The sequence below is a fragment of the Ignicoccus hospitalis KIN4/I genome (assembly GCF_000017945.1).
GTDB classification, from domain to species: domain Archaea; phylum Thermoproteota; class Thermoprotei_A; order Sulfolobales; family Ignicoccaceae; genus Ignicoccus; species Ignicoccus hospitalis.
Genome location: NC_009776.1, coordinates 584,683 through 606,527 on the forward strand (window position 1 = coordinate 584,683; position 21,845 = coordinate 606,527).

At 57.6% G+C, this 21,845-nt stretch carries 25 protein-coding genes; 8 read left to right on the top strand and 17 right to left on the bottom strand.

Going from position 1 to position 21,845, the window contains the following annotated elements; genetic code table 11:
* Positions 1–38 precede the first annotated feature (38 nt).
* On the bottom strand, positions 39–866 hold the full coding sequence (locus IGNI_RS03375) for a CBS domain-containing protein (protein WP_011998682.1): 828 nt from the start codon (positions 864–866) through the stop codon (positions 39–41).
* Between the two features lie 52 nt (positions 867–918).
* Here IGNI_RS03375 and IGNI_RS03380 point away from each other — a divergent pair, with 52 nt between their 5' ends.
* Positions 919–1,647, top strand: coding sequence for an HAD-IIA family hydrolase (locus tag IGNI_RS03380; RefSeq protein WP_187145994.1), 729 nt, complete (start codon positions 919–921; stop codon positions 1,645–1,647).
* Positions 1,648–1,697: 50 nt separating this feature from the next.
* Here IGNI_RS03380 and IGNI_RS03385 read toward each other — a convergent pair whose 3' ends face one another.
* From IGNI_RS03385 to IGNI_RS03395, 3 genes are read right to left on the bottom strand one after another with little or no spacing between them, the layout of a single operon-like run.
* Positions 1,698–1,988, bottom strand: a complete 291-nt coding sequence (locus tag IGNI_RS03385; protein ID WP_011998684.1) for a hypothetical protein — start codon at positions 1,986–1,988, stop codon at positions 1,698–1,700.
* 2 nt (positions 1,989–1,990) lie between these two features.
* Entirely contained in the window at positions 1,991–5,395 is a 3,405-nt protein-coding gene (locus IGNI_RS03390) for a DNA-directed RNA polymerase subunit B (protein ID WP_052570488.1), read from the bottom strand.
* Positions 5,395–5,643: a DNA-directed RNA polymerase subunit H gene (locus IGNI_RS03395; RefSeq protein WP_052570048.1), complete on the bottom strand. Its 249-nt coding sequence runs from the start codon at positions 5,641–5,643 to the stop codon at positions 5,395–5,397. The genes IGNI_RS03390 and IGNI_RS03395 overlap by 1 nt, the downstream gene beginning before the upstream one ends.
* 36 nt (positions 5,644–5,679) lie before the next feature.
* On the opposite strand from IGNI_RS03395, the gene IGNI_RS07750 reads away from it, so the two are divergent.
* The gene (locus tag IGNI_RS07750; RefSeq protein ID WP_011998687.1) at positions 5,680–6,663 is read left to right on the top strand and encodes a DUF58 domain-containing protein; all 984 of its coding nucleotides are present in this window, start codon (positions 5,680–5,682) and stop codon (positions 6,661–6,663) included.
* Positions 6,624–7,229, top strand: coding sequence for a hypothetical protein (locus tag IGNI_RS03405; protein WP_052570050.1), 606 nt, complete (start codon positions 6,624–6,626; stop codon positions 7,227–7,229). Before IGNI_RS07750 ends, IGNI_RS03405 begins: the two co-directional genes overlap by 40 nt.
* Here IGNI_RS03405 and IGNI_RS03410 read toward each other — a convergent pair.
* Positions 7,192–7,587 (bottom strand): CBS domain-containing protein, encoded by a 396-nt coding sequence (locus tag IGNI_RS03410; protein ID WP_011998689.1) that lies wholly within the window; start codon positions 7,585–7,587, stop codon positions 7,192–7,194. The genes IGNI_RS03405 and IGNI_RS03410 overlap by 38 nt on opposite strands.
* A 263-nt stretch (positions 7,588–7,850) precedes the next feature.
* Here IGNI_RS03410 and dph5 point away from each other — a divergent pair, with 263 nt between their 5' ends.
* On the top strand, positions 7,851–8,573 hold the full coding sequence (gene dph5 / locus IGNI_RS03415; RefSeq protein ID WP_011998691.1) for a diphthine synthase: 723 nt from the start codon (positions 7,851–7,853) through the stop codon (positions 8,571–8,573).
* A gap of 67 nt (positions 8,574–8,640) precedes the next feature.
* Positions 8,641–8,817, top strand: a complete 177-nt coding sequence (locus IGNI_RS03420) for a ribbon-helix-helix domain-containing protein (protein ID WP_011998692.1) — start codon at positions 8,641–8,643, stop codon at positions 8,815–8,817.
* On the opposite strand, the gene IGNI_RS03425 is transcribed toward IGNI_RS03420, so the two are convergent.
* The 3 genes from IGNI_RS03425 to IGNI_RS03430 are packed head-to-tail and all read right to left on the bottom strand — an operon-like array spanning position 8,807 to position 10,257.
* The gene (locus IGNI_RS03425) at positions 8,807–9,544 is read right to left on the bottom strand and encodes a pyrroline-5-carboxylate reductase family protein (protein ID WP_011998693.1); all 738 of its coding nucleotides are present in this window, start codon (positions 9,542–9,544) and stop codon (positions 8,807–8,809) included. The two genes, IGNI_RS03420 and IGNI_RS03425, sit on opposite strands and share 11 nt — an antisense overlap.
* A 34-nt stretch (positions 9,545–9,578) precedes the next feature.
* Complete coding sequence (locus IGNI_RS07755) at positions 9,579–9,746, bottom strand: hypothetical protein (RefSeq protein ID WP_011998694.1); 168 nt, start codon at positions 9,744–9,746, stop codon at positions 9,579–9,581.
* 10 nt (positions 9,747–9,756) lie between these two features.
* A complete protein-coding gene (locus IGNI_RS03430; RefSeq protein ID WP_011998695.1) occupies positions 9,757–10,257 on the bottom strand; it encodes an NOB1 family endonuclease in 501 nt (166 codons plus the stop codon).
* Between the two features lie 49 nt (positions 10,258–10,306).
* Between IGNI_RS03430 and IGNI_RS03435 the strand changes: the two genes are divergently transcribed.
* Positions 10,307–10,861 carry a CYTH domain-containing protein gene (locus IGNI_RS03435; RefSeq protein WP_011998696.1) on the top strand — a complete coding sequence of 185 codons (555 nt, stop codon included), beginning with the start codon at positions 10,307–10,309 and terminating at the stop codon, positions 10,859–10,861.
* Here IGNI_RS03435 and IGNI_RS03440 read toward each other — a convergent pair.
* From IGNI_RS03440 to IGNI_RS03450, 3 genes are read right to left on the bottom strand one after another with little or no spacing between them, the layout of a single operon-like run.
* Positions 10,830–11,255 carry a hypothetical protein gene (locus IGNI_RS03440; RefSeq protein WP_011998697.1) on the bottom strand — a complete coding sequence of 142 codons (426 nt, stop codon included), beginning with the start codon at positions 11,253–11,255 and terminating at the stop codon, positions 10,830–10,832. The genes IGNI_RS03435 and IGNI_RS03440 overlap by 32 nt on opposite strands.
* Positions 11,245–12,264 (bottom strand): N-acetyl-lysine deacetylase, encoded by a 1,020-nt coding sequence (locus IGNI_RS03445; RefSeq protein ID WP_011998698.1) that lies wholly within the window; start codon positions 12,262–12,264, stop codon positions 11,245–11,247. Before IGNI_RS03445 ends, IGNI_RS03440 begins: the two co-directional genes overlap by 11 nt.
* A gap of 44 nt (positions 12,265–12,308) precedes the next feature.
* Positions 12,309–13,040, bottom strand: coding sequence for a putative CRISPR-associated protein (locus IGNI_RS03450; protein WP_011998699.1), 732 nt, complete (start codon positions 13,038–13,040; stop codon positions 12,309–12,311).
* Between the two features lie 176 nt (positions 13,041–13,216).
* Here IGNI_RS03450 and IGNI_RS03455 point away from each other — a divergent pair, with 176 nt between their 5' ends.
* Together IGNI_RS03455 and IGNI_RS03460 are read left to right on the top strand one after the other, a co-directional pair.
* The gene (locus IGNI_RS03455) at positions 13,217–13,582 is read left to right on the top strand and encodes a hypothetical protein (RefSeq protein ID WP_052570055.1); all 366 of its coding nucleotides are present in this window, start codon (positions 13,217–13,219) and stop codon (positions 13,580–13,582) included.
* Positions 13,583–13,832: 250 nt separating this feature from the next.
* Entirely contained in the window at positions 13,833–14,627 is a 795-nt protein-coding gene (locus IGNI_RS03460) for a DUF3800 domain-containing protein (protein ID WP_011998701.1), read from the top strand.
* A 681-nt stretch (positions 14,628–15,308) separates the two neighbouring features.
* On the opposite strand, the gene IGNI_RS03465 is transcribed toward IGNI_RS03460, so the two are convergent.
* The 6 genes from IGNI_RS03465 to IGNI_RS03495 form a co-directional block, all read right to left on the bottom strand.
* Positions 15,309–16,115: a hypothetical protein gene (locus IGNI_RS03465; RefSeq protein WP_148202230.1), complete on the bottom strand. Its 807-nt coding sequence runs from the start codon at positions 16,113–16,115 to the stop codon at positions 15,309–15,311.
* Complete coding sequence (locus tag IGNI_RS03470; protein ID WP_011998703.1) at positions 16,030–17,676, bottom strand: hypothetical protein; 1,647 nt, start codon at positions 17,674–17,676, stop codon at positions 16,030–16,032. Before IGNI_RS03470 ends, IGNI_RS03465 begins: the two co-directional genes overlap by 86 nt.
* A gap of 95 nt (positions 17,677–17,771) precedes the next feature.
* Positions 17,772–18,704 (bottom strand): archaellin/type IV pilin N-terminal domain-containing protein, encoded by a 933-nt coding sequence (locus IGNI_RS03480; protein WP_011998704.1) that lies wholly within the window; start codon positions 18,702–18,704, stop codon positions 17,772–17,774.
* Positions 18,705–18,788: 84 nt separating this feature from the next.
* On the bottom strand, positions 18,789–20,123 hold the full coding sequence (locus IGNI_RS03485; protein ID WP_148202231.1) for an FAD-dependent oxidoreductase: 1,335 nt from the start codon (positions 20,121–20,123) through the stop codon (positions 18,789–18,791).
* 57 nt (positions 20,124–20,180) lie between these two features.
* On the bottom strand, positions 20,181–20,636 hold the full coding sequence (locus IGNI_RS03490; RefSeq protein WP_011998706.1) for a helical membrane plugin domain-containing protein: 456 nt from the start codon (positions 20,634–20,636) through the stop codon (positions 20,181–20,183).
* Between the two features lie 6 nt (positions 20,637–20,642).
* Positions 20,643–21,800 carry an NAD(P)/FAD-dependent oxidoreductase gene (locus tag IGNI_RS03495; RefSeq protein WP_011998707.1) on the bottom strand — a complete coding sequence of 386 codons (1,158 nt, stop codon included), beginning with the start codon at positions 21,798–21,800 and terminating at the stop codon, positions 20,643–20,645.
* Positions 21,801–21,845: the final 45 nt, after the last annotated feature.

Below are 21,845 nucleotides of genomic sequence, written 5' to 3' on the forward strand. Positions count from 1 at the left end.
CTCCGTGGGGTCCCAGAAAAATTCCTCGACGGAGTTCTTTAGGGCATCGCCAACCTCTCCACGTAACGAGCCGTAGCCATCATCACGTCCCTATCTGTAATTATCCCCTTCACTACCTTGTCGTCGCCCAAGAGCAACAACGCGTCTGTTGGCGACATGCCGAGGGCTTGTACGGCCTCCCTCATCTCTGCGTTCTCGACGACGTAGCTCAAGGTGCTCATGACCTCGTCCGCCGAGACCTCCTCCAAGGCCTCTGGTAGCTTGTTCTCGTGACGGAGGGCGTAGTCCACCACGTTGAGTGCGGTGAGTATGCCCAAGGCCGGCCCCTTGTTCTTCGCGTCCTCGACTACCGGCAAGTGTCTCACCTTCAGCTCGTTCATTATGTCCAACGCGTCTGCGAGGGGAGTTCCACGTTCGACCACCTTAGGGTTCTTGGTAGCGTACTTCATAGCCTCTCCCTCCCACTCGAGTTCCGGAGCCACGTTCAGCACGACGTCCCTCTCGGTGAATATTCCTATCACCTTCCCCTCGTTGTCGAGTAAGGGAACCGCGCCCACGTCGGCCTCTGCCATAGCCTTCAACACCTCCCAGAGCGGGTCCTCTGCCGCCGCGGCTATGACCTTCTTACTCATGAAGTTGTACACTTCCTTCTTAAGTAGGTCTTTTGCGTTGTAGCTTCCAATAACTTCCATCACGTCCTTTATAGACATGAAGCCCACTAGGTTCTCGCCCTCCACCACCGGCAAGTGCCTTATCCCGTTCTCTACCATTACCTTCGCCGCGTTCCTCAAGGGCTCTTCCGCCTTCACTACCTTTATCCAGCCCATCTTGGCGAAGTACTTTACTGGAGCGTTCGGGTCTATCAAGGCTCTCTCGAGAGTTAAGACCTTTAACAAATATTTTAGTTTGGGGAGCGCCTTGAGGTGGATAATAGACCTCGACGGCGTGGTGTGGAAGGGAAAGGAAATAATCTGGGAAAACGTGGACGCGATAAAAAAGTTGGAAGGGAAGAAAGTATTCCTAACGAACAAGGCTACCTCGCGCTGGGAAGTTTCTAGGAGGCTAAAGGAGATAGGGTTGGAAGGGGAGGTAGTTACCTCTGCCTACATAGCCTCCCAGTTCCTCAAGAAGAGGGGCGTGGAATCCGCCTTCGCGGTGGGACCTTCCGGACTGGCGGAAGAGCTGGTTATGGCAGGAATACACTTGACCGAAGACGAAGACCTCGCGCAAGCGGTGGTGGCGGGCTTGGACGCGTTCTTGACGTATGACAAGGTCGCTAGGGCAGCATCCATGATAAGGAAGGGGGCTCTATTCGTAGCCACCAACACCGACAAGACCTACCCCACCGAGAGGGGGCTCATGCCGGGCGCGGGGAGCGTGGTGGAGGCGATAAGGGTGGCCAGCGGGAAGGAGCCAGTAGTGGTGGGGAAGCCCAGCAGACACGCCTTCGAGGTGGCCAGCGGCGGCGAGAGGGACGTGATAGTAATAGGGGATAAGATGGAAACCGACATGAAGATGGCGCTAGAAAACGGGGCCAGGGGAATCTTGGTGCTGACCGGCGTGACCCGGGAGCCTCCCAAGGAGGTCCCTCAAGGAGTAACGGTCGTGAAGACGCTGAAGGAAGTTTTGGGGGATGAGACCGGATAGGCGCTCTCATCGAGAGCTCTGCGGCTCCCTCCGCGCCCGACACCCGGGCGCTAACCGCTCTGCTCTTGTCTCTGATAAGCTTGACGCCTCTTTATCGGACACTCTTGTGCGTGGGGGCAGCTCCACTCGACCCCCAGCTCCTTCAGCGCGTCCTCCCAGCACTCGTGCTGGCCCTTAACGTCGCTTAAGAGGTATATGCTATAAGGGAGTTCCAAGTCTATTAAAGTATCGTTTATGGGGTCGTAGAGCTTCGCGTACCTCCGCTTGGCCTCGTGGTCCACGTGTTCCATGGCGAGGACTATGGGACAGAGGCCCAGTTTAAAAGCTAAGTTCTTCTTCAAGCTCACACCCTGCTGAACTTGTCGCCCAGCCTAAGCCTAGCTGCTATGCCCATGCTGAGTATCTCTTGGATCAACAGCTTGAACGCGTAGCTGAGCTCCACTTGGTACATCTCTCCCCTCTCGCCGTGTATCGGACAGACGGGCTTGCCCTTGTTGGCGTCCCACCAGCCTATGTGACCACACTTGGCGCAGACCCAGACCTTGGTAGCGTCGCTCGACTTGAGCAGCCTCTCCACGAGCAGCTGGGATGCCCCGTGGGCAACCAACACGTCCCTCTCCATCTCCCCGAACCTCAGGCCGCCCTTCCTCGTGCGTCCCTCGGTGGGCTGCCTAGTCAGTATCTGCACGGGCCCGCGGGCCCTGGCGTGGATCTTGTCGCTAACCATGTGGTACAACCTCTGGTAGAAGACGACGCCTATGAACACGGGCCTGGCGATCATCTCTCCCGTCCTCCCGTCGAACATGACCTCCGTGCCGTCGGGCGGGAAGCCCCTCTCTACCAATATCTTTCTCAAGTTGTCCAGAGGCTCCTTATAGAACGGCGTCGCGTCCACTTCCCTCCCGCGGAAGGCGGCCGCCTTAGCTGCTATGCTCTCTATCAGCTGCCCCAGCGTCATCCTGGACGGGAAGGCGTGGGGGTTCAGTATTATGTCGGGCACCAAGCCGAACTCGCTGTAAGGCATGTCGTAATGGGGGAGGACCATGCCTATTACTCCCTTCTGACCGTGGCGGGAGGCGAACTTGTCGCCTATCTCCGGGATCCTTAAGCTCCTCACCCTTACCTTGACCATCTTTATGCCGTCTATGTTTTCGGTCAAGATTACAGTATCGACCACGCCCTCCTCGCCGTGCCTAACCGCAACGGAAGCGTCCCTCCGACGGGTCTCCAGTATGCCCATCTCCTTGTACTCTTCGGTGAACCTCGGAGGCGAGGACTTACCTATCAGTACGTCTCCCCCGACCACGTAGGTCTCCGGCTCTACTATGCCGTCCTCGTCCAACTTCTCGTAAGCCTTGGGCTCCCTCATCCCCACGAGCCTCTGGTCGGGCTTGGGCTTCTCTATTTTGTCCTCCGCTCCGCCGGGGTACTTCTGCTCCTCAGTCTGGTAGAGCCTCATGAAAGTGGCTCTCATGAACCCCCTATCTATGCTGGACTGGTTCATAATTATAGCGTCCTCTATGTTGTAGCCGGTGTAGCTGAGGATCGCCGCGACCGCGTTCTGGCCGGCGGGCCTCTTGTTGTAACCTATTATTTCGAGGTGCTTGGTCTGCGCCAAGGGCTTCTCTGGGTAGTGGAGCAAGTACCCCCTGGTATCGGTTCTAAGCATGAAGTTGGCCGCGTACAAGCCGAGCGCTTGTTTGGCCATGGCGCTCTGGTAGCTGTTCCTCGGGCTCTGGTTGTGTTCGAGGTAAGGTATAGTAGAGGCCACGACGCCGAAGACCGCCGGTACCCATATCTCCATGTGAGTGTGCTTCGGGGTTATGTCCTCCGGCTCTATGGCTATCAGCGCGTTCTCCTCCTCGTCAGCGTCCAAGAGCTCCACAATACCTCTCATCAATAGGTCCTTGAACGTCCACTCGCCCTTCTTAACCTTCTCCACGTGCTCTGGCTTGAGCTTCAGTTCGCCGTTCTCAACTACGAAGACAGGCCTCATCACCCTTCCGGGGTCGGTGTTTATGTAGACCTCTTTGATCGTGCCGTCGTCGTTCTCGTAGACGCCCACGCTGACCTCGTAGTGCAGCTTCCCTTGCCTCCTCAACTGCCTTATCTTCTGGGCCAGCTCGTGAGCGTCTTTGTAGTAGCCGACGGGCCTCCCGTTCAAGAACACCCTCGCGCCGCTGATGGCCTCCTCCGGGACGGGCTCGTCGTTCTTAACTTTCTCCAAAACCTCCTCTACCCTTATCACGCCCAGCTCGTCTAACACCTTCTCCACTTCTTCTTCTGGGACGCCCACTGAGATGTGGGCGGACAGGGCTAAGTTCTTCACAAGTCCGATGTTGGGGCCCTCGGGGGTCTCGAACGGACAGATCCTCCCCCACTGGGTCATGTGGAGCTCTCTCGCCTCGTAGTGGGGCTGGTTCCTCGCAAGCGGGGACACGACCCTCCTCAAGTGAGAGAGCGTGCTCAACCAGTTGGTGCGGTCCAGCAGCTGGGAGACGCCGGTTCTGTTGCCCACCCAGTTGCCCGTGGCCAGCGCTTGGCGTACCTTGTCGGTGAGGTAGTTGGAACGGATGAGTATCCTAAGCTTGAGCCTCTCCTCCCCCTTGAGGACCGACCTCTCCAGCTGGTAGCCCACGTCGTTCAATAACCCCCTCAAGTGCGTCCTGAAGAGTGCGGCCAACATGTCGCCGGCCAGCTTGAGCCTCCTGTTGGCGTAGTGGTCCTTGTCGTCTGGCTCCCTCTTCTCCAAGTAAACCTCCAAGAGCTTCCGGGCCATGTGGGCCAAGAATATGGCCTTCTTTATCCTGTCCTCGGGCCTCTTGCCCAAGTGCGGGAGCAAGTTGTTGTCGAGGACTTGCTTCGCTCTTTCGATCCTCTTGTCCCTAGGCATGCCTATAGCTATCCTAGCGCCAATGAAGTCGAGCGCGTCGTCGACGGTCGGCACGGAGGCCGCTTGTTCTATGCTCGGCAAGAGCTCTTGTTGTACCTCGGGGTCGAAGCTCACCAAGGAGGTTATGTCCTTGTCGGACTCGATGCCCAAGGCCCTTATCAAGACGACCAGAGGTATCTTACCGGGCAGGGGCGGGAAGATCGCGTGGAGGGTGCCGTCCTTCTGCCTCTCCACTATGACTTGTACGCGGTAACCTAAGGTGGTAGAGAGCACCTTCGCCGTGTGGGTTACGGTGCTCTGGGGCCCTCCTTTGTCAACCAACACCTTGTTGAGGGCTAAGTCCTCTTGAGTGACTATCACCTTCTCGCTGCCGTCGACTATGAAGTACCCTCCCGGGTCCCTCGGGTCCTCGCCGGCTTCTACAAGCTCCTCGGGGCTCTTCTTAGAGAGCGGGTCGAGGATGGACCTAACCATGACGGGCATCATTCCTATTTCTACCCATCCTTCGTCCTTGATCTCGCCCTTCGGGTTCCTGAGCCTCATGTAAACGTATATCGGAGCAGCGTAGGTCAAGTCGCGTATCCTACACTCGGTGGGGGTTACGGGCCTCGTGCCCCCGCTCTTCTCCTTTATAATGGGCTCTCCGTACCTAATCTTAATGAATTCTAACTTATAGCCGCTCTCGAAGGGTTCCACTTCCCCTAACTCTTCTATTAGCTTCTGCATAGTTTCCGTGACGAACTTGTTGTAAGACTCCAGCTGCTGGCTCACTAGCCCCTTCTCCTTAAAGTAGGCGCGCATTATGGCCCAACGGTCTTCCGGAGTGGGGAAGGCCTTCGCGCTCGACACGACCATCACCCGGCCACTACGTACCTAAATACGACTACCTCCTCAGCGTTCTCACTCTTCCTAATTATCTTCACTATGTCTCCAGGCTTCAAGTCTAGCTCCCTGGCCACCGGGTCGCTCGCCTTCAGCAGGGGTAATTGCTCAACTCTGAGGCCCCACTTTCTGAGCTCCTCCACGGCCTCCTCCGGGCTCAACTTCACGTGTTGAGGGACGAGGACGTGATCCAAGACACTGAACTTCTTTTTACCAGCCATCCTACGCCCCTCTGGGCTCGCTGGGGGAGTAATAAAATGGAATACGAGGTCCGGGCGAGCTGCCACGCCGCCGAGAAGTGGAGGAGGGCCACCCTCTCGGCCGCCTTGGGCGCTGCCTCGGCCTTGTTGCTTAGTCCTTGGTTGGAGGCGGTGCTCCTCCCCTCGGCCGCCCTCTTCGCGGCGTCCTTCCAAATCTTGGCTTGCAACAGAGAAAAGAAGATAACCGTGAGGAGGGAAGTTCAAGTAAAGGAGAAGAGGGCCCTCGTCACCGTGAGCGCTCCCCCGGGGACCTACATAAAGGATTACCCCTCCGCCCCTCCCGTGAGCGGGAGCCCGGAGGGGTTCGAGAGGGTTACGTACGTAATAGACTTGGACTTGAACCCGTTCGTGTTTTGGCCTGGAACGTACCTCAAGGTAAAGGAGGGGCAGTGCGAGTGTACGGCCTTCTTGTCCCTCAACGAGGTCGTCTCCTCGTGGAGCTTGGAGGGGCTGGGGCTGGGGGAGCCGGTGGAGGTGGAGGGCGGGGACTTCGCTGTCCCGGAGGTGGAGGGGGTTCGGGAGTACGCCCCCGGCGACGACCCCCGGCTGGTGGTCTGGAAGACCTTGTACAGCCCGGGAGGGCTCAGGGTAAAGGAGCTCAAGAAGGTCAGGGAAGTGGTGGGCTTGAAGAAGGGAGTAGCCACCTTCACGTTGGACATCGGGCCGTGGGAGGATAACCCTTGTATGAAGGCCTTCGCAGAGAACTTGGCTAAGTACTTGGAGGGCGTCGGGATGAAGAGGGTAAGCGGCCGCGCGGACGTGGCGGTCTTGGCCCCGGGGGGCAAGGGGGAGGCCGAGCTGTACTTGCTCTTGAACCCGCTCGCGTGCCTCCCGAGCGTCGAGGGCTTCGACGCGCTCGAGCTGGTTAGGGAGGAGGTGCTGAGAGAGTACCTAGCGACAGAAAAGGCCCTCAAGGAGAGGGGCGAAGTAAGGGGCGTGCCTTGGAGCGTCCCCCCGCGGCGTACGGACTGGCTACGGTAGCGGCGCTAGCAGTAGACCCGTTGGCGGGCTCAATCGCCATCATAATATCGTTACTAATGGCGTATTGTGGGAAGCGCTTCGGCGCCTGGTTCGCGCTCCCCTCGACCTTGCTCGCCTTCTTGGGCGCCCACCTCGACGTCCCTCCTCTAGCGTTGGGCTCCTTCTTGGCCGCGCTCTACTTGGACCCGGCAATCTCCTTCGCTCCCCTCCCATTCGCCTTGATTGCCGCCGCCAGGGCGCCGCCGGTCAGCCCCCTCCTAGGGGGCTACCCATCTAGCGTGGTGGCGAAGGTCCCAACAGAGCTTTCGCTGGCCTTCGGCTACCTCCCGTTGCTCCAGCTAGGGGGAGTCGCGCCGGCGCTGGGCTTCTTGGTAGGCCTCGCGACCGCTCCGCTACTAGACTTCGTATCGAAGTTATGTCCCAACGGGCCGATGATAAAGCTCAGCGAACCTATCTTCGTAGGTATAGGAGCAGGCCTAATGATAAATGTGGTAAGGCTGAGGTTGAGGTTAATTCAAGGCATAAAGTTTAAACTAGCAGCGCTGCGCAGAGGTCGCGCATACTGATTATCCCTAATACCTTCTCCCCGCTAACGACCACCAAGTGCCTTATGCCGTTCTCTATCATTATTCTAAGGGCCTCCTTTATCGGAGTCTCGGGAGTTACCGTGATTACGTCTTTCCACGGCGTCATGTAATATTTTACCTTAGCCCTGTTCGGATCTGCGCCCAGGGCAAGGGCCGCTATTACGTCGCGCTCCGTGAGCAAGCCCGCCGCCGCGACGCCGCCCTCCTCCTCTCTGGTGACCAAGAGCGCCCCTATGCCGTTCTCGTGCATGAGCTCGACCGCCTCGCCTATGGTGGCTTCCTCATCTATCGTTATTATCATACGTTCCCTACCGAAGTACTTTTCTATAGAGCTCAATGCCCTCTCCCGGAGCGGTTTGAAGTGCGAGTTTTTAGGTTGCGAGGGGCCGGGTGAGCTCGCTTTAAAGCGAGCCCCTTAGAGGCGCCGTTCGGTGGAAGCATCATAGCCTTTGCACAAGACGCCAACGTTACGGCAGTAAAGATTTGTTCGTCTGACGTAACCATGTTCGTTGCGGCAATGATAGGCGTCGCGGTGGCCGCCGTGGTAGGCGTGGGGGTGGGGCTGTACTTGTGTAAGAGGTCCTTGAAGGTGGTGAAGGAGTGAAGTTCGTGCTGGCCGGGGCCGGCTTGAGGTGCGAACACTTAAACGAAAGGGTCAAGAGGGCCATATTAGAAGCGGAAGAGGTCTGGGTAGACACCTACACCAGCCCCTTCCCCGGGGGGCTGCTCAACTGCGTAAAGGGGGTAAGGGAGGACGCCTTAGAGGCCGACAGAAGCGTCTTAGAGGGTCCCTTTAGGTTCTCGAAGAGCGTAACTTTGGTAGTTCCCGGCGACCCCATGGCCGCGACTGCCCACTCCGCCCTGTTGCTGGAAGCGAGGAGGAGGGGGTACTCCGTTCAGATAATCTCGAACGTCTCGGCGCTGCAAGCGGCGAGGAGCAAGAGCGGCCTCTCCCAGTACCGCTTCGGCAAGGTAGTCACTTTGATGTATCCTAAGGAGGGAATCTCCTTCACCGAGTCGGTATATAACGTAATAAAGGATAACGACTCAATGAACTTACATACCATAGTCTTGTTGGAGACAGGCTACGGGAGGGACATGACCGTTCCGGAGGCGGCGAGGCTCCTCTGCGAGTACGAAGAGCTCTGCGACCGAAGGGCGATAGCCATGGCCCGCTTGTGCTGGGACGACGAAACGATAAAGGTAGCCAAGTTAAGGGAACTCGCCGAGTCCGACTTGGGCGGGCCCCCGCACTTGCTCGTCTTCCCCTCACCCAAGCTCCATCCTATTGAAGAAGAATTTATCGAAGCGGTCCTCAAATGATACTGACGTGTTCCCCGCACCCCCTTTTTAGCTACACCCCGATACTACGCAGACACCGGGTGAGGGCGTGAGGCTGGTAACGGTCAAGATGCCGGAAGCTTACGTGGAAGCGATAGATGAATTGGTCAGGAAGGGGAGGTTCACTTCTAGGAGTGAGGCCATAAGGGTGGCTATTAGGGAGCTCTTGAGGAGGGAGCTCTGGGTTAGAGAGTTAGAAGAGGAGGAAGAAGAGCTCATCGACTGAGCTCCCTCCCCTTCTCTCCTAAGACTTTAGCTATTTTACCGAAGACCCCCTCCTCTTCGAGCTTCAAGAGCATCTCGACGGTGATGCCCCCGGGGGTCTCGACCTTAGAGCGCAACTTGTAGGGGTCGTACTTCTCTAACATCTTTATCGTTCCTATTATTGACTCCCTAGCCAACTCCTCGGCCAGCGACCTCTCCACCCCGGAGGCCACCAAGGCCTCCACGGCCGAGCGGAAGTATTCCGCGTGCACCGCCGGGCCCGAGCCCACCACGGGGAGGGCGGCGTCCAGTACCCTCTCGTTGACCCAGTAGACCTTGCCCAGCTTCCCCCATACGGCCTCCACTACCGAGTCAGCTCCGCCTCCCCTTTCAGCGACCAGCACGGGGGAGCTGTTTACCTCTACCGTCACGGAGGGCATGACTCTGTAAACCTTGTCTGCGTACTTCTTTAGCTCTCCCAGCTTCACCAAGGCGGCCGTGGAGGTTATCGGGACTTCGACCCCTCTCAGCTCCTTCATGACTGCCGGAACGGCCGAGGGCGGGACGGCGACTATTATTAGGTCTACCCCCTCCGCGCAAGCCCTCATGGGCACGACGGAAAAGCCGTCCTCGCGCGCCCACTCGTCGGTGGGGGGTAGCGTGGAAACGGTCACCTCAACGCCGGCGTTCCTCAACCCCTTAGCTATCGAGGAACCCAGCTTGCCGTAGCCGATTAAGCAAACCTTCAAGGACTTCACCGGGATAGGGGTTGAGGGGGAGCTTTTAGGGCCCCGCGGCCTTCTCGAAGAGCTTTCCCAAGAGCTCCGCCAAAGAACCGGCAACCACTGCCGCGAACAAGTACGTCCCTAAAATCAAAGGGTTCTGGTATATCACGCTTAACATTAGGCCTATACCCATAACACTCGAGAAGGTCGTAATGAAGTACCTCACTACGCCTCCCTCAACCCTCGCGGGAAGCTAGCTTCGAGGGACGCCTCCTCAAAACTGAGCCGCAGTCCGGGCAGACCTTAACCCACGGCGGGTACTCCTTCCTACAGAACGGGCAGTAATTGACCCACTTGATTACTCCGCCTATCCCCTTGGTCCTCACGCTCCTCGCTTCCAAACCGAAGCTCTTGGCCACGTTAAGTACTCCGTAGTCGTCGCTCAAAAGCGTGGCGTGCAGCTGGAGGGCGAGGGCCACCACCGCGACGTCCGTTTCGCTCAGCCTCTCCCCCAGCTCCTCGCACCTCTTCTTTACCTTTATCACGTATGCTTTATCGGGCTCCATCACCTTCAGCTTCGCTTCGTAACGTTTCAAGGCGTCCTTGGAGTCCTTGTCCTTCACCTCTTTCAAGTTGAGCGGGGTGGTGTAGTTCTCCCCGGGCATCAGAGACGGCATGCCCGCCAAGAGGGAGCCGGTGTCGTGGACGAACTTCGTAACCCCACCCTCGGGGCGCACGGAGCCTTGCGAATAAAGTTCCCCTCAACCCGGCCGAGGGGACGGAAAGGTGAAGCCCTACGAGGCCGAGGCGAGGTTCTTCGTCCACGAAGGCTTCAAAGAAACGCTAGAGAGGATGGGTTTCAAAGTAGTGTACGAGTACAAGTTCGTGGACCACTTCTACTGTCCTCCGGGGGGCTGGAGGGAAGAGGGCAAGACGCTTAGGGCTAGGGACTGGGGAGGTCGCTGCGAGGTCCTCTTTACTCGCGTGGAGAAGCTGAAGTTCGGCGACTTGGAGTTCAAGCGCAGCTTGTACCCCCAAGGCAAGGTCAAGCTCTACGAGGGCAGCTTGGAGGAGTGCGTCAAGCTCCTCGAGGACATGGAGTTCGTGAAATGCGGCGAGGTCCGCAAGGAGGAGGGCTACATAATGAGCAACGGTGACGTCGAAGTCGCCTTGGAAAAGATAAACGGCAAGTGGGTGCTGGAGGTAGAGGTAGAGGGCGCGGACCCCAACTCAGCTTACTTGAAAATGAAGGAAATTATGAAACTCTTGGGTCTGAAGTCGCCGACATCTAAGTCCACCTTCGAGCTCTTCAGTAATACCAATACCACAGGCCCCTCTTGACCAGCCCTCCCGAGCACCTCCCTTCGGGCAAACAAGCTATGACCTCTCCTTTGCTAACCAAGGGGTAAGGCGGACCGCTGAGGGCGAACACCGGGTCGTAACCCCGTGGCCCCCTGACCGCCCGCCCCCCACCACAATCGCACACGACCGCCCAAGCCCAGCCCAAGTCGAAAGCCTCGCACAAGCCTTCGGCGCGCTCGAGGCCGGAGAGCCTGTGCAAGGGTATTTGGGTGTCGTAAGGGTCCACTAGGCTGCCCTTGTACAAGTAGTAACACGCAGCCGGCTTCTTCAAGACCCTTTCGACGTCTCCCTTTCTCACCCTCAGCTTCAACAAGTATGAGGATAGCAAGTCCTTCCTCGAGTAGACCCTCCGGAGCTCCTCTTCATAGGTCATCGGCGAGCTCCCTTCCGGCCGCCACGTAGGTCTTCACGGCCGTCTCCAACTCCTCCTTAGTTATGACTTCCTTCTCAGTGTGCGAGAGCTCGCTGGCGCCGGGCCCGTAAGCAGCGATGCTCTCCACTGAACCACCTAGGACGTTCATGTCGCTAGTTCCCCTCTTCCTAACGAACTTCCCCTTAACCCCGTGCTGGAGCAGCGCCCTCCTCAAAGCTCTGGGCACCGGAGAGGTGGGCTTCACCTCCACCGGCCCCAACCAGTCCTTCAAGGTTACCTCGCACTCCGAGAAACTGTCCAAAATGTCCTCCAACTTTACGGAGGCGGGGAACCGCACGTCGAAGCGAGCTATGACCTCGGTGGGGAGGACGTTGAACGCGTTCCAACTCTTAATGGACGTAAGGCTCACTGTGGCCGGGCTGAGCCTCTCCTTCGCCTTCTGGTAAATTCCCCACAGCTTCTCTACCGCGTTCTCCCCGACCTCTGGTGAGGAGGCGTGGCCGCCCTTGGCTCTGCACTTCACCTCCAGCCACGCGTACCCCCTGTAGCCCACGACCACGTCGCGCGTGTTGGAGGGCTCGCCTATTATTACGTACTTCAGTTTGGGGCCGTGGTCCCTCAAGTACTTTGCCCCGCGGCTGTCGTCCTCCTCGCCGACCATCGCCCCCAGCAGAACGTCCTTGCCCTCCTCCGCCAGCTTGATCAACGCTTCACTCATGGCCGACAGAGGCCCCTTGGCGTCCACTGCCCCCCTCCCGCTTATGGAGTTCTCCGTGATCTTGGGTTCCCAGAACCCGGGGACCGTATCTATGTGGGAGATCAGCGCCAGCGAGTACTCGGACTTCCTCTTGGGAGCCGCCAGCACGTTGCCCGCCCCGTCCCTCCAGACCTCCAAAGTGCCGCCGCTGAGCTCCTCCAAGGCCTCTGCCAACGTCTCCGCCGCCTCGTCCTCCTCGCCGCTGGGCGAGTAGACGGATACTATTCTCTTCAACACTTCAAAGGCTATCATCCGTACCCCTCGCTCCGCTCACGGGAAGGCTTTTCAAAGAGGGGTCAAATCTCCAAGGGCCTCCAAGGGTAGAGCGACTTCCCCTTCAAACAGTCCTTCAAGGCCTTTAGAGACTCGTCGAGCCACTTGGTCTGGGAGAGTAAGGCCTTCAAAGGTACTACGGGGAATATAGGTAGGGACACTACGTCCCTAAAGGCTTCGTGTATGTAGTAAACGTCCGCCGTCCTCGCGTCCGCTAGGGCGAGGAGGTACGTGACCGCCGATTCCGGCTTGAAGCCCCCAGTAGGGTTAACACAAACGCAGCTCTTACAGTCGCCGACTTCCTTGTCCAGTATCTTTCCGTAAGCACACATGAGGTTCACCAATCCTTCGTAGAAAGTCCCGCGCTTGCCCAAATTGTTAATGACGTACGCCGCCGCCTCGGCCCCCTCCCCCTCTAAGTAAGTCTTCAAGGCTTTACAGCTCAGCTGTCCGGCGTGGGTGTCGCTACAGAGGAGAATCGCTTTGAGGCCTTGGAGGCTCCCGGCCCTCTTTACCAACGCGTTCAGTTCTGCGGAGGCTTGGACGGGGTCGTTTTTGATGAATTGTGCTACCTTATCGATGAGGTCGTCCAACGTTAGTCCGGATGCCGACAATACCTTCTTCATGTCTGAAAGCTCGAGCTCTCCGCGCTCCAACTTGAGCAAGGCGCTGGCCAAGTTCTTGTCGGTGCAAGTCCTTTGGAAGTTCCTGAGGGCGCTGGTGCCCACGCTGAGCACGTGGGCAGAGCACTCCAACGCCTCTCCCGCAGCGATCAACACTATTGCAGTATTAAGAGAATTGGTCGCCTTTTAGTTAGGAATTCTAACTCAAGCTCCGTCAATATGTTAAAACTTAGAATCATCCTTCCGCCCAGCTTCTCAAGACTTCGTCTAGCCGTCGTAAAAGCCCTCGGTATTACTCGAAGCGTCGAGTGGGGAAGGCGGCGTTGGGGCTGGAAGAGCTCGTCATGTCCATATATGACCGCATGGAAAGCAAGCTAAAGGACATAGAAGCTAAGAACTTGCAGAAGGTCGACGACCCCGAGAAGCTCAGGGCAGCGATAGCTAAGGCACTCGAAGAGGTCAAGAAGGGAAGGGAAGAGATGATGGAACTGCTCGAGAGCGGCTCGGCCGACCTAGCGACTATAGAACAGAAGATCAACGAGACTTTAGAGAGGGCGAAGCAGTACTTGGGTAAGGACTATACCGGCCTGAGGACGGCGAAGGCCACTTTCTCCCGCTGCGTCAACATGTACAAGAAGAAGGTCTGGCCCGAAATAGAGAAGGCAGTAGCTTAACTGCGTCGGCCGATGAGTTGTGAGCCCGACCCACGCGAGCGGTGAGCGGCTACGCCAGTGACGAGGCCTTTTTCCCCTCCCCTTCAAGGGGAGGTTCATCCAAAGTCCTTCCGTGAAGCTCGCTTACTATACCTTAACTCCTCGGAGCCTCATTCTCATGCCCCGAAGGGCCCTAGGGGCGCGGGGGGCCTAGTTCGGGCGTCCTCAGTAATTTCTATAGTATTTCAAGGAGGGTACCGGGGCTTGAAAAGTGATCGTAGTCGCCGTCGACGAGAGCGGCGACACTAACGTAGCGCTGGAGAGGAAGGGGAGGAGGACTAGGTACTTCGTAACCTTGGCGGTCGTGTTGGACGAGAAGTGTTACTCTATTGTGACCAAGGAGCTTACGGAAAGGCTGAGGGAGGCGGTGGCCGAGGAGGAGCCGGCGTGCAGCAACCTAATCCCGGAAATGTTGAAGAACGAAGAAGAGTTGAAATATTATTCAATTACTAAGAGGGTTGCCGAATGCGTGGCTCGGGAGCGCTCTGAGCTGAAGGTAGTCAACGAGAAAATAGACAACATGTTAGCAAAGTTCATAAACAAGGTAAGGCCTTGTGGGACCTTCCTCGCCGTCGCCGCCCACGTGGACAAGGCGACTATAGCGAGGAAGCTGAAGTCTTTTGATTACGAAATAGCTTCCTCCCTAGCTAGCGTTATAAGGAAAAGCTTGAAGCCGTTGGTCCTCAAGGAGTTCGGCGCTCAAGTGTGCCGGGCGCTCGATGGGCTCGGAGAGAACGCGATAGTAATTCTGGACGAGAAGTTCGTGCCGTCCGGGAGCGCGCCCAAGGGGGAGTACCTAAAGAAGCACTTCCCGTGCGAACGGGTGATTGAAGCGTTCGAAGTGAAGTCCCATCAATCGTCAGCTCTCGCTTTGGCCGACATAATGGCTGCTGCTTACAGGAACTGCTTGCTACACGGAAACGAGGCCCTCTGCGAGGCCTTGTCGTTCGTGGAAGGGAGGGACTTAACGGAGCACTTCTTGAGGAGAGCGCTCGGGTTGGGTTGAGGGTGGCAGCCGCCCGGGCGCGGGACCTTATGGCAGCTACCCGGGCGCGGAGCTCCCCAACAACGTAGCTCCAGAAACCGATATAAGTTTAGCGTGCACCCTCCCCCGCGGACGCTCCTCGTGGCGAAGCGGATCTCGAGGCCTTCCGGACGCCTCACTTCGTTCGGGTTAACTCTACCGGGCGTGGAGTTAACGGCCAGTTAACTCCCCCATGACCGGTCTTACTGGAGTAAACCATGCGATTGGCTCCTCCTTGGAGGCCCGTGTTACGCTCCCGGGGGCGGCTTCTTTCAATTCACATACTCCATAACCTCCGGGGTCCGGGAGGAACTGCTAAATCGCCAAGGCGTCGCAGCGACAGAGCTAGGTTCGTAATATTACTTCATTTGGGCTCGCCTCTAACGGGCGTCTTGGCAATATCCCTCTTCTGTCCTCTGGAGCGAGAAGTTAGTTTCGTATAACTATCTTGGACCCGCTCCCGAAAACGGGACCCCTTTATCTAGACGAGACACCCCCAGTCCCGGGGCTCAGAGGAAGGAGGTCTTACGAACCCAACTTCGTTCTACTCAATTATTACTGGGCTCGCCGGCACCTCACTCCCCGTGACCCTAAACCCCCGCGGGGTGACGCGAAGTGCTCCGTGGGAGGAAGGTATAGGAGATCAATAGTCGCTAGCGGGCCTCAGATGAGCCCGCCGCGGGGCGGGCGAACGGTTAGCTCGGTCACGTCGGTGCTGACCACTATCTTGAGGTCCTCTAAGGGGACGTTCAACGACGGGCACCAGAGCAAGAGAGTATAAGTGCCCTTATAGAGCCTTACGGACTTGAAGGGGACCGCGTAGAGCCAGTCCGTACCGTTGTATAGGACCCTCTCCGGAGCGCCCAACCTCTCTTGAAACTCCAAAGTCCCCGTGGAGTTGCTCAAACGGGTTTCGCACTTAACGCTTCCCAGCGGAATGAAGGAAGGGACGAAGGTTCCTACCGTAGCCCAGGGCGGGGCGCCCTCGGGCGAGTACCACCCGTTGTCCACCTCCAAGACGCTTATCGCCTTGACCGGTTTGTCACAGCCCACCTTGAAGTACAAGGCCCCGGGGCAGAGGGCGTCGTAGTCGTCTGCTTGGCCTTCGAGCTGGCCGTAGTAGCCCGCGGGGACTAAGGCCTCGCAGCCGTACTGGTCCGCGACCGGAGAGCTCGAGGAGAGCACGAAGTGGTCGAAGCTACAGACCAACTCCTCGCCGTAGTAAACCCTTACGCCGGTCAGCGTTACGGGGTTCTTAACTCGGAGGACCAGCGCCAAAACTTTCCCGTTGGTCGAATCGTAGGCTGGCATTAGGTCGTAAACTCCCGCGGGCGTCGGCAGCTGGGTCGGCAAGGCTAAGCTCGCGACCCTCCCTACGGTGGTATTAACCACTCCCACCACTACCGCTATCAGAGCCACCGATATCGCTATGAGTAACAGCTCGGCCACTATTGAGCTCTGTGCCTTCACTTCGTCCTCCGGGCTTAACGAACTTAGAGGCAATATAAGTCGCTAAGAGCGTGAGCGCCCCCAACGCCGGGTAGAGGTAGGCGAACCCAGCCAAGGGGGCGCACTTGAGCGCGGGCAGAGGCGAGGGCCTCAAGCTCACCGCGCAGCTGCGCAAGCCTTCCCAACGGGGGACCGACCAGCTGAAGAAGGCCGGTTCGTTGGGAGGTATGTACTTACCCATAAATACGTTTATAGAGCTCTTCACTTCGTAACGCGACCCGCTGGCGTTCAAGAGCAAGAGCTGCTCGAAGGCCGTCAAGTTGCCCCGGTAGGTGTAGGTCGCTACGGTCTTCGCCCCCATAACCTTGACTTCGCTCGGGGGTTGGAAGAAATAAGCGTGGACCCACGAGGCGTAAATTAAGGAAGCGGCGAAGGTCATTGACGTTAACACCATTAAGGAACTGACCGCCTTCCTGTTCTTCCAGAAGTCCGCCAAGGCGAGGGCGAAGGGGGCTACGGCTGTCGACTCGGGCCTGAGCAACGATGCCGGGCCCAGCAGCCCTAACTTGCTCTTGTCCTTGAGGTACAGTACCAAAGAGAAGTTGAGAGCGCTTAGCGCTTGTGACGCGAGGAGGGCCCAGAGCAAGGCTTTCGAGGTCAAGACGTTGGCGAGCGTGTAGTTGTCTATTAGATCTAGGACCGTAACGGCGGTTAAAATTATGACTGAAGCGTAGTGGAGGACGAACCGCTTGTCCGCTAGGGGCCCTTCCTTTATTGCCTTAGAGAGGGAGTAAAGGTACACTAACGTTAACGTCGCCGCCACGGGGGTTTGGATGCCGAAGTAGGGGTTGGGCAAGCCCCCGGCCGGGACGGGGTAAAAGCGGAGCAGCGCAAAGGCCACGTACGCGTTCAAGAAAGCGACTACCTTGGACGCCTTGTCGTTGGTATGGAAGAGCAGCGCGAGCGACGCCGGGAGCAAGGCGAGCGAGAGGTGGAACGAGTTAGGCGGTATGGGCAAGCCGTAAGTTGTGTGGCCGTGGGCGATTGAGGAAAACGCCGTTAGGAAAGCTAAAAACGTGGAGAGCTTCGCGTAAAGCTCATTGAATGTCAGAAAATACGCCAAGAGCAGCGCAGAAGCGATGGCTAAGAGGGGGTACAGCGAGAAGAACCAGTACCCCCTGAGTACGGAGAAGCCCAACGGAGGAAGCTTGGGAGGGGCGGAGACCATGGGGTAGTTCAAGTTCAAGTAGTTTGACCAAACGAACAAGAGGGAAAGCAGAGAGGCCGCGGAGAGCGCGAAGAACCTCCTGTCCCCCTCTTTCAACCCTACTAACGCCAACACGAACGCGAACGCGGATATTGTGAAGAAAGGCGTAGTCATCGCAGTTATGACGTTGTGGAAGCTCGGTAGACCGCAGTTGAGCCAGTACCAGCTCGCTAAGCTCGTCGGCTTGCACGAGAAAGCTTCGTACAAGACGAATGCCGCCGGAAGGACGCTCGAGAGGGAGAGCGCGGCGAGACGTGGGACCGCGAAGGCTACTATATTCATAACTGCTGATATTATGATTGAGATGTACAACATCTTGAAGCCCCAGAGAGGGACAAAAAGAGAGGTAAATAGGAGTTAACGAGCTTAAGGTTAGTCTAAGAGGAAAGATCGAGAAAAAACAATTGTTGTTACGTTATGCTGAGAGGTACGCTGGCCTCCCAGGTGCTGCCGTCGCTGAAGACCATCTTGACGTCAACGCTCTGCATCACGTTGGGGTTGACGTTGGGGCACCATATCACTACGGCGAAGTTGCTCTGGCTGGCGCTGGCGACGTCGAAGATGGGCACTCCGTTGTTGTTCTGGGTATCAGGGCTGTAATGAGTATTCACGAACCTGTCGAACTTTATCACGGCACTAGTGTTCCTGAAGTTGGTCTCCACATAGTTGGTGCTGACGTAGTTGACCTCCCAAGTGCCGGCCAGTATGGTGGCGAAGGGGTACTGGTCATCGAACGATAGTAGTATATCGGGCTTATATTTCTCGCCCGGATGAACTTCACCAGTAACTCCCTTATCGCCACCCAAGTAGCCGCGCGCCGCCGGCTGCGTAGCGAGGTCGCTCTTACCGTGTATGATGCCTCCCGGTACTAGGGTCTCGTTATGCGCGTCGAAGTCACTAAGAGTTGAACCGACGAAGCCCCAGAAGACTAGACCGAACGCAGTCAAGCCGCCTATAGTTTGGCCTATGTGATACTTATCGTCAGCGGTCATAGGGAAGCTGTCGTAGTGGCAGACCACCCTACCTTGGTAGAGCACATCTATGGCGTCTATGGTAATAGCTTGGCCACCTTGCAACACTTGAGCAGGCGGCTGGAAGCTGAGTATCAGGACGGCCTTAGAGCGGTCGAAGCTATCCTTGCTTATGGTAGTACCGACGTTAGTGGCCGGCCTGGCCCAAGTGGCTTGGATGAGTGTTAAGCTCTTGCCGGTGACTTGAGTGCCAGCCACGTTGGCGCTCAGCCCGCTGACCCAAGTGTAGAGGAGCACGGCAGCGGCTACGGCGATCAGTATCAGCAGCAAGGTCGCTATTACGGGGGAGACACCCTTCCTCGCGATCTTCATGTTCTCACTCTCTCGATGACAACGGCGGGGTAGCGGGTTTTAAGATAGGGAGTTGCTCTGGTATGCAAAAATTGGATAAAGAGATTAGCGCAGTTCCGAATACAAGAGCCTCGCCGCGGTGACCAAGGGGTCCCACACGGGGGCCAAGGGAGGGACGTAGCCTATGTCAGAGAAGAACAAGTCCCTAACGGTCCCCCTCTTAGTTAGCAACGTCGCAACGGCGTCCACCCTCCCCTTGACCCCCTCTGGGCCCACCACTTGAACGCCCAACACGGTGCCGTCCTCGGCGGCCACCAGCTTGACGTGGGTGAACTGGGAGCCGGGGTAGTAGTGGGCCCTCGTCCTAGCCTTCACGAACGAGGACTTAACCTTAAAGCCTAAGGCCTTCGCCTCCTCCTCGGTCAGGCCCGTCCGGCCGATCTCCAGGCCCGAGGCGACCGTGATCCCGGTACAAGCCACTCCCGGAAACGGGACCCTTTTGCCGCTGGCGCTGAGGCCGGCGACGAGCCCCATCTTGTTGGCCGGGGGAGCGAAGGGACACCAAGCCTCGGTCCCCGTGTGGACGAGCCAGCTCTCCGCCACGTCCCCGGCGGCGTAGACGTCGGGCAAGTTGGTCTCCATGTACTCGTTCACTTTGATTCCCCCGAACTTACCCAACTTCACGCCCAACCTCTTAGCGAGCTCTGCGTTGGGCTCTACCCCCACTGCCACCACTACCGCTTGAGCCTTTATCACCTCTCCGTCGCTCAGCTCCACGCCTTCGACCCGGTCCTTCCCGAGTATCTTGGTTACAGTTACGCCCTTGTGGAGCCTTATCCCTACGTTCTTAAGGTGCTCCTCCACGAGCTCGCTCATCTCCGGGTCCAAGCTCTTGCGAAGGGCGCGCGAGCGGACCACCAAGTGCACCTCGCGCTCGGAGTCCCTCAGCTCCGCAGCGACCTCTACGCCGGTGAACCCCGCGCCCACCACCACTACCTCCTTCGCGTCCTTCAGCTCCTCCCTAGCGGCTATCCCGCTCTCTACCGTGTGAAGCTTTATGACTCCTCTGAGGTCCTCGCCTTCGACGCCCAACGACTTGGGTCGCGCCCCGGTGGCCAATATGAGCTTGTCCCACTTGTACTCCTTCTTTTCCCCGTTCTCAATGACGGTTACCGTTCTCTTGTGGTAATCGGCGTCCACGACCTTAGCGTGCGTGTGTACGTCTATACCCCTCTTTTCCCTGAACACTTCGACAGGATAGTAAACCAAGTCGTCGGGTTCCTTTACCTTGCCCACGATGAAGTACGGGAGGCCGCAAGGGGCGTAGGAGACGTAACCTGAGGCCTCGAAAACCCTAACCGTCCAGTCCTTGTGTATCCTTTTCACGCGGGAAGCAGCGCTCATGCCCGCGGCGCCGCCGCCTACGACTACGACCTCCACGTGGGGCACCGGGCCCACGAGCGCGCGGAAAATAATTTACGCGTTTTTACTAAACGGTTAGGATTGCTCCATCTTCTGTCTCAAGCAAGAGCCCATGACCTTGGCTAAGTACAGCATCACTCCGAGGCCCGCAGTTATGTCTGGATCTTTCATCACCTTCAGTAGGCCCAAGAGGCCCACAGGCTTGGCGTGCTTTAAGAAGTCCGGAGAATTCAAGGCCTTCATTGTACACTCCGACATGGCTTCTACGTTCTCCTTGAACACTATAGGATCTACGTCTTCAAGGGCGTTTAATGCGGCGTCCGCGGCCGCCATCGCGTGGTGCATCCTTCTGTCGTTAGCCCCTAGCTCCAGCACCTCCTCGCCCTTCTCGGCCAAAGCGACTGCTATCCCCAGCAGGCCGGTCTCTTGGAGCTTTGCTATCGCGTCCGCCAACCTTTCTATAGCCTTCGCCAGCTCCTCTATTTTCTCCGCCTCTAACTTTTCCAACACCTTAGACAGCTCCTCACTCACGTCCTATCACCTCAGGGCGTCTATCCAGCCCAAGTAAAAGGCTAATTTCATGAACTTGATCATTGGGCTCTGGGCCGTTACGTACATCTTCTGAGTAGGTCCGTTGTGATCTATGTCGAAGGTGACCATCATTCCGGTGGGGCCGAAGTCCGCCACTGCGACTATCTCGTCGGGGAAGAGCACGGTGCCCCTTACGCCGGTTAGGTCGGATATGAGCGCGTCGGCCGCCGAGACCGCAGCGGCGTGGGAGAATATGCCAGCTATGGGGAAGTTCACACAAGGCATAGCGGCGTCGGTCGGCACGAAGACGTTCCTATACTTCGGGTTGCGGAACTCCGGGTAGGTAGTGGCCAACACCTTCTTGTTGTTCGGACAGACCAGCTCTGGCCTGTTCTTTGCGAACTCCGGCACCTTAACTGGAGGCACGTATATCAATAGGTCATACTTGAGTGTGCTACCGTCTGTAAACACAATCTCTTTCTCTCTGACCTCCTTGGCCTCCTTGCCCGGGTGGTAAATTATTCCCAGCTTGTTGTGTATCCTCCGGAACTGCCTAAAGACGTCCTTGAACATCTGGCCCATCTGCTTCTCGTCGAATACCGTAACCAAGTGGACCTCCGAGCGGGGGTCCTTCCTCATTGCGAAGTACTTCAACTTGCCGGCCATCTCGAACGGGTAACACCCGCACCGGAAGGGGAGGCCCGGGACGAGCATCACCACCCTTCCGCCCTTGAACTTGCTGAGGGCCTCTCTCATCCTCTTGGCGCCTTCCAAGCTGTAGTTGTGGTAGCCGTAGCGACTGAGGCCGGGGACCGCTTCGTGATCGTAGCTGACCCCAGAACCTATGAACAAGTAGTCGTATTCTATTGTCTTCCCACCTTTAGTCTTGAGCTGCTGCTTGGCGGGGTCTACGTCTACGACCTCATCTATGATCAGCTCGGCGCCGTACCTCTTAGCGATGTTAGCGACGGGGGCCTTGAGCTGGTCTTCCCTAACTTCGCCCAAGGCGAAGTCCGCGAAGAGGGGAGGCATGTAGTGCCACTCGTCTCTGTTTATTATCGTAATTTGGAGCTTGTCTTGCAGTTCCGGCGGCCCCTCTCGGAGCCGCCTCAGGGCGACGAGGGTCGACACTCCCCCGCCGAGGAACACCACGCGTTCGGGCAAAGCCTCACTCCGTTCCTTAGAGACCGTTTACCGCTATAATGACTT

Coding starts and splice junctions, on each gene's coding strand:
- IGNI_RS03395 (WP_052570048.1), bottom strand. CDS start 5,643: ATGGCTGGTAAAAAGAAGTTCAGTGTCTTGGATCACGTCCTCGTCCCT.
- IGNI_RS03440 (WP_011998697.1), bottom strand. CDS start 11,255: ATGACCTATGAAGAGGAGCTCCGGAGGGTCTACTCGAGGAAGGACTTG.
- IGNI_RS03480 (WP_011998704.1), bottom strand. CDS start 18,704: ATGAAGATCGCGAGGAAGGGTGTCTCCCCCGTAATAGCGACCTTGCTG.
- IGNI_RS03470 (WP_011998703.1), bottom strand. CDS start 17,676: ATGTTGTACATCTCAATCATAATATCAGCAGTTATGAATATAGTAGCC.
- IGNI_RS07750 (WP_011998687.1), top strand. CDS start 5,680: ATGGAATACGAGGTCCGGGCGAGCTGCCACGCCGCCGAGAAGTGGAGG.
- IGNI_RS03445 (WP_011998698.1), bottom strand. CDS start 12,264: ATGATAGCCTTTGAAGTGTTGAAGAGAATAGTATCCGTCTACTCGCCC.
- IGNI_RS03390 (WP_052570488.1), bottom strand. CDS start 5,395: ATGGTCGTGTCGAGCGCGAAGGCCTTCCCCACTCCGGAAGACCGTTGG.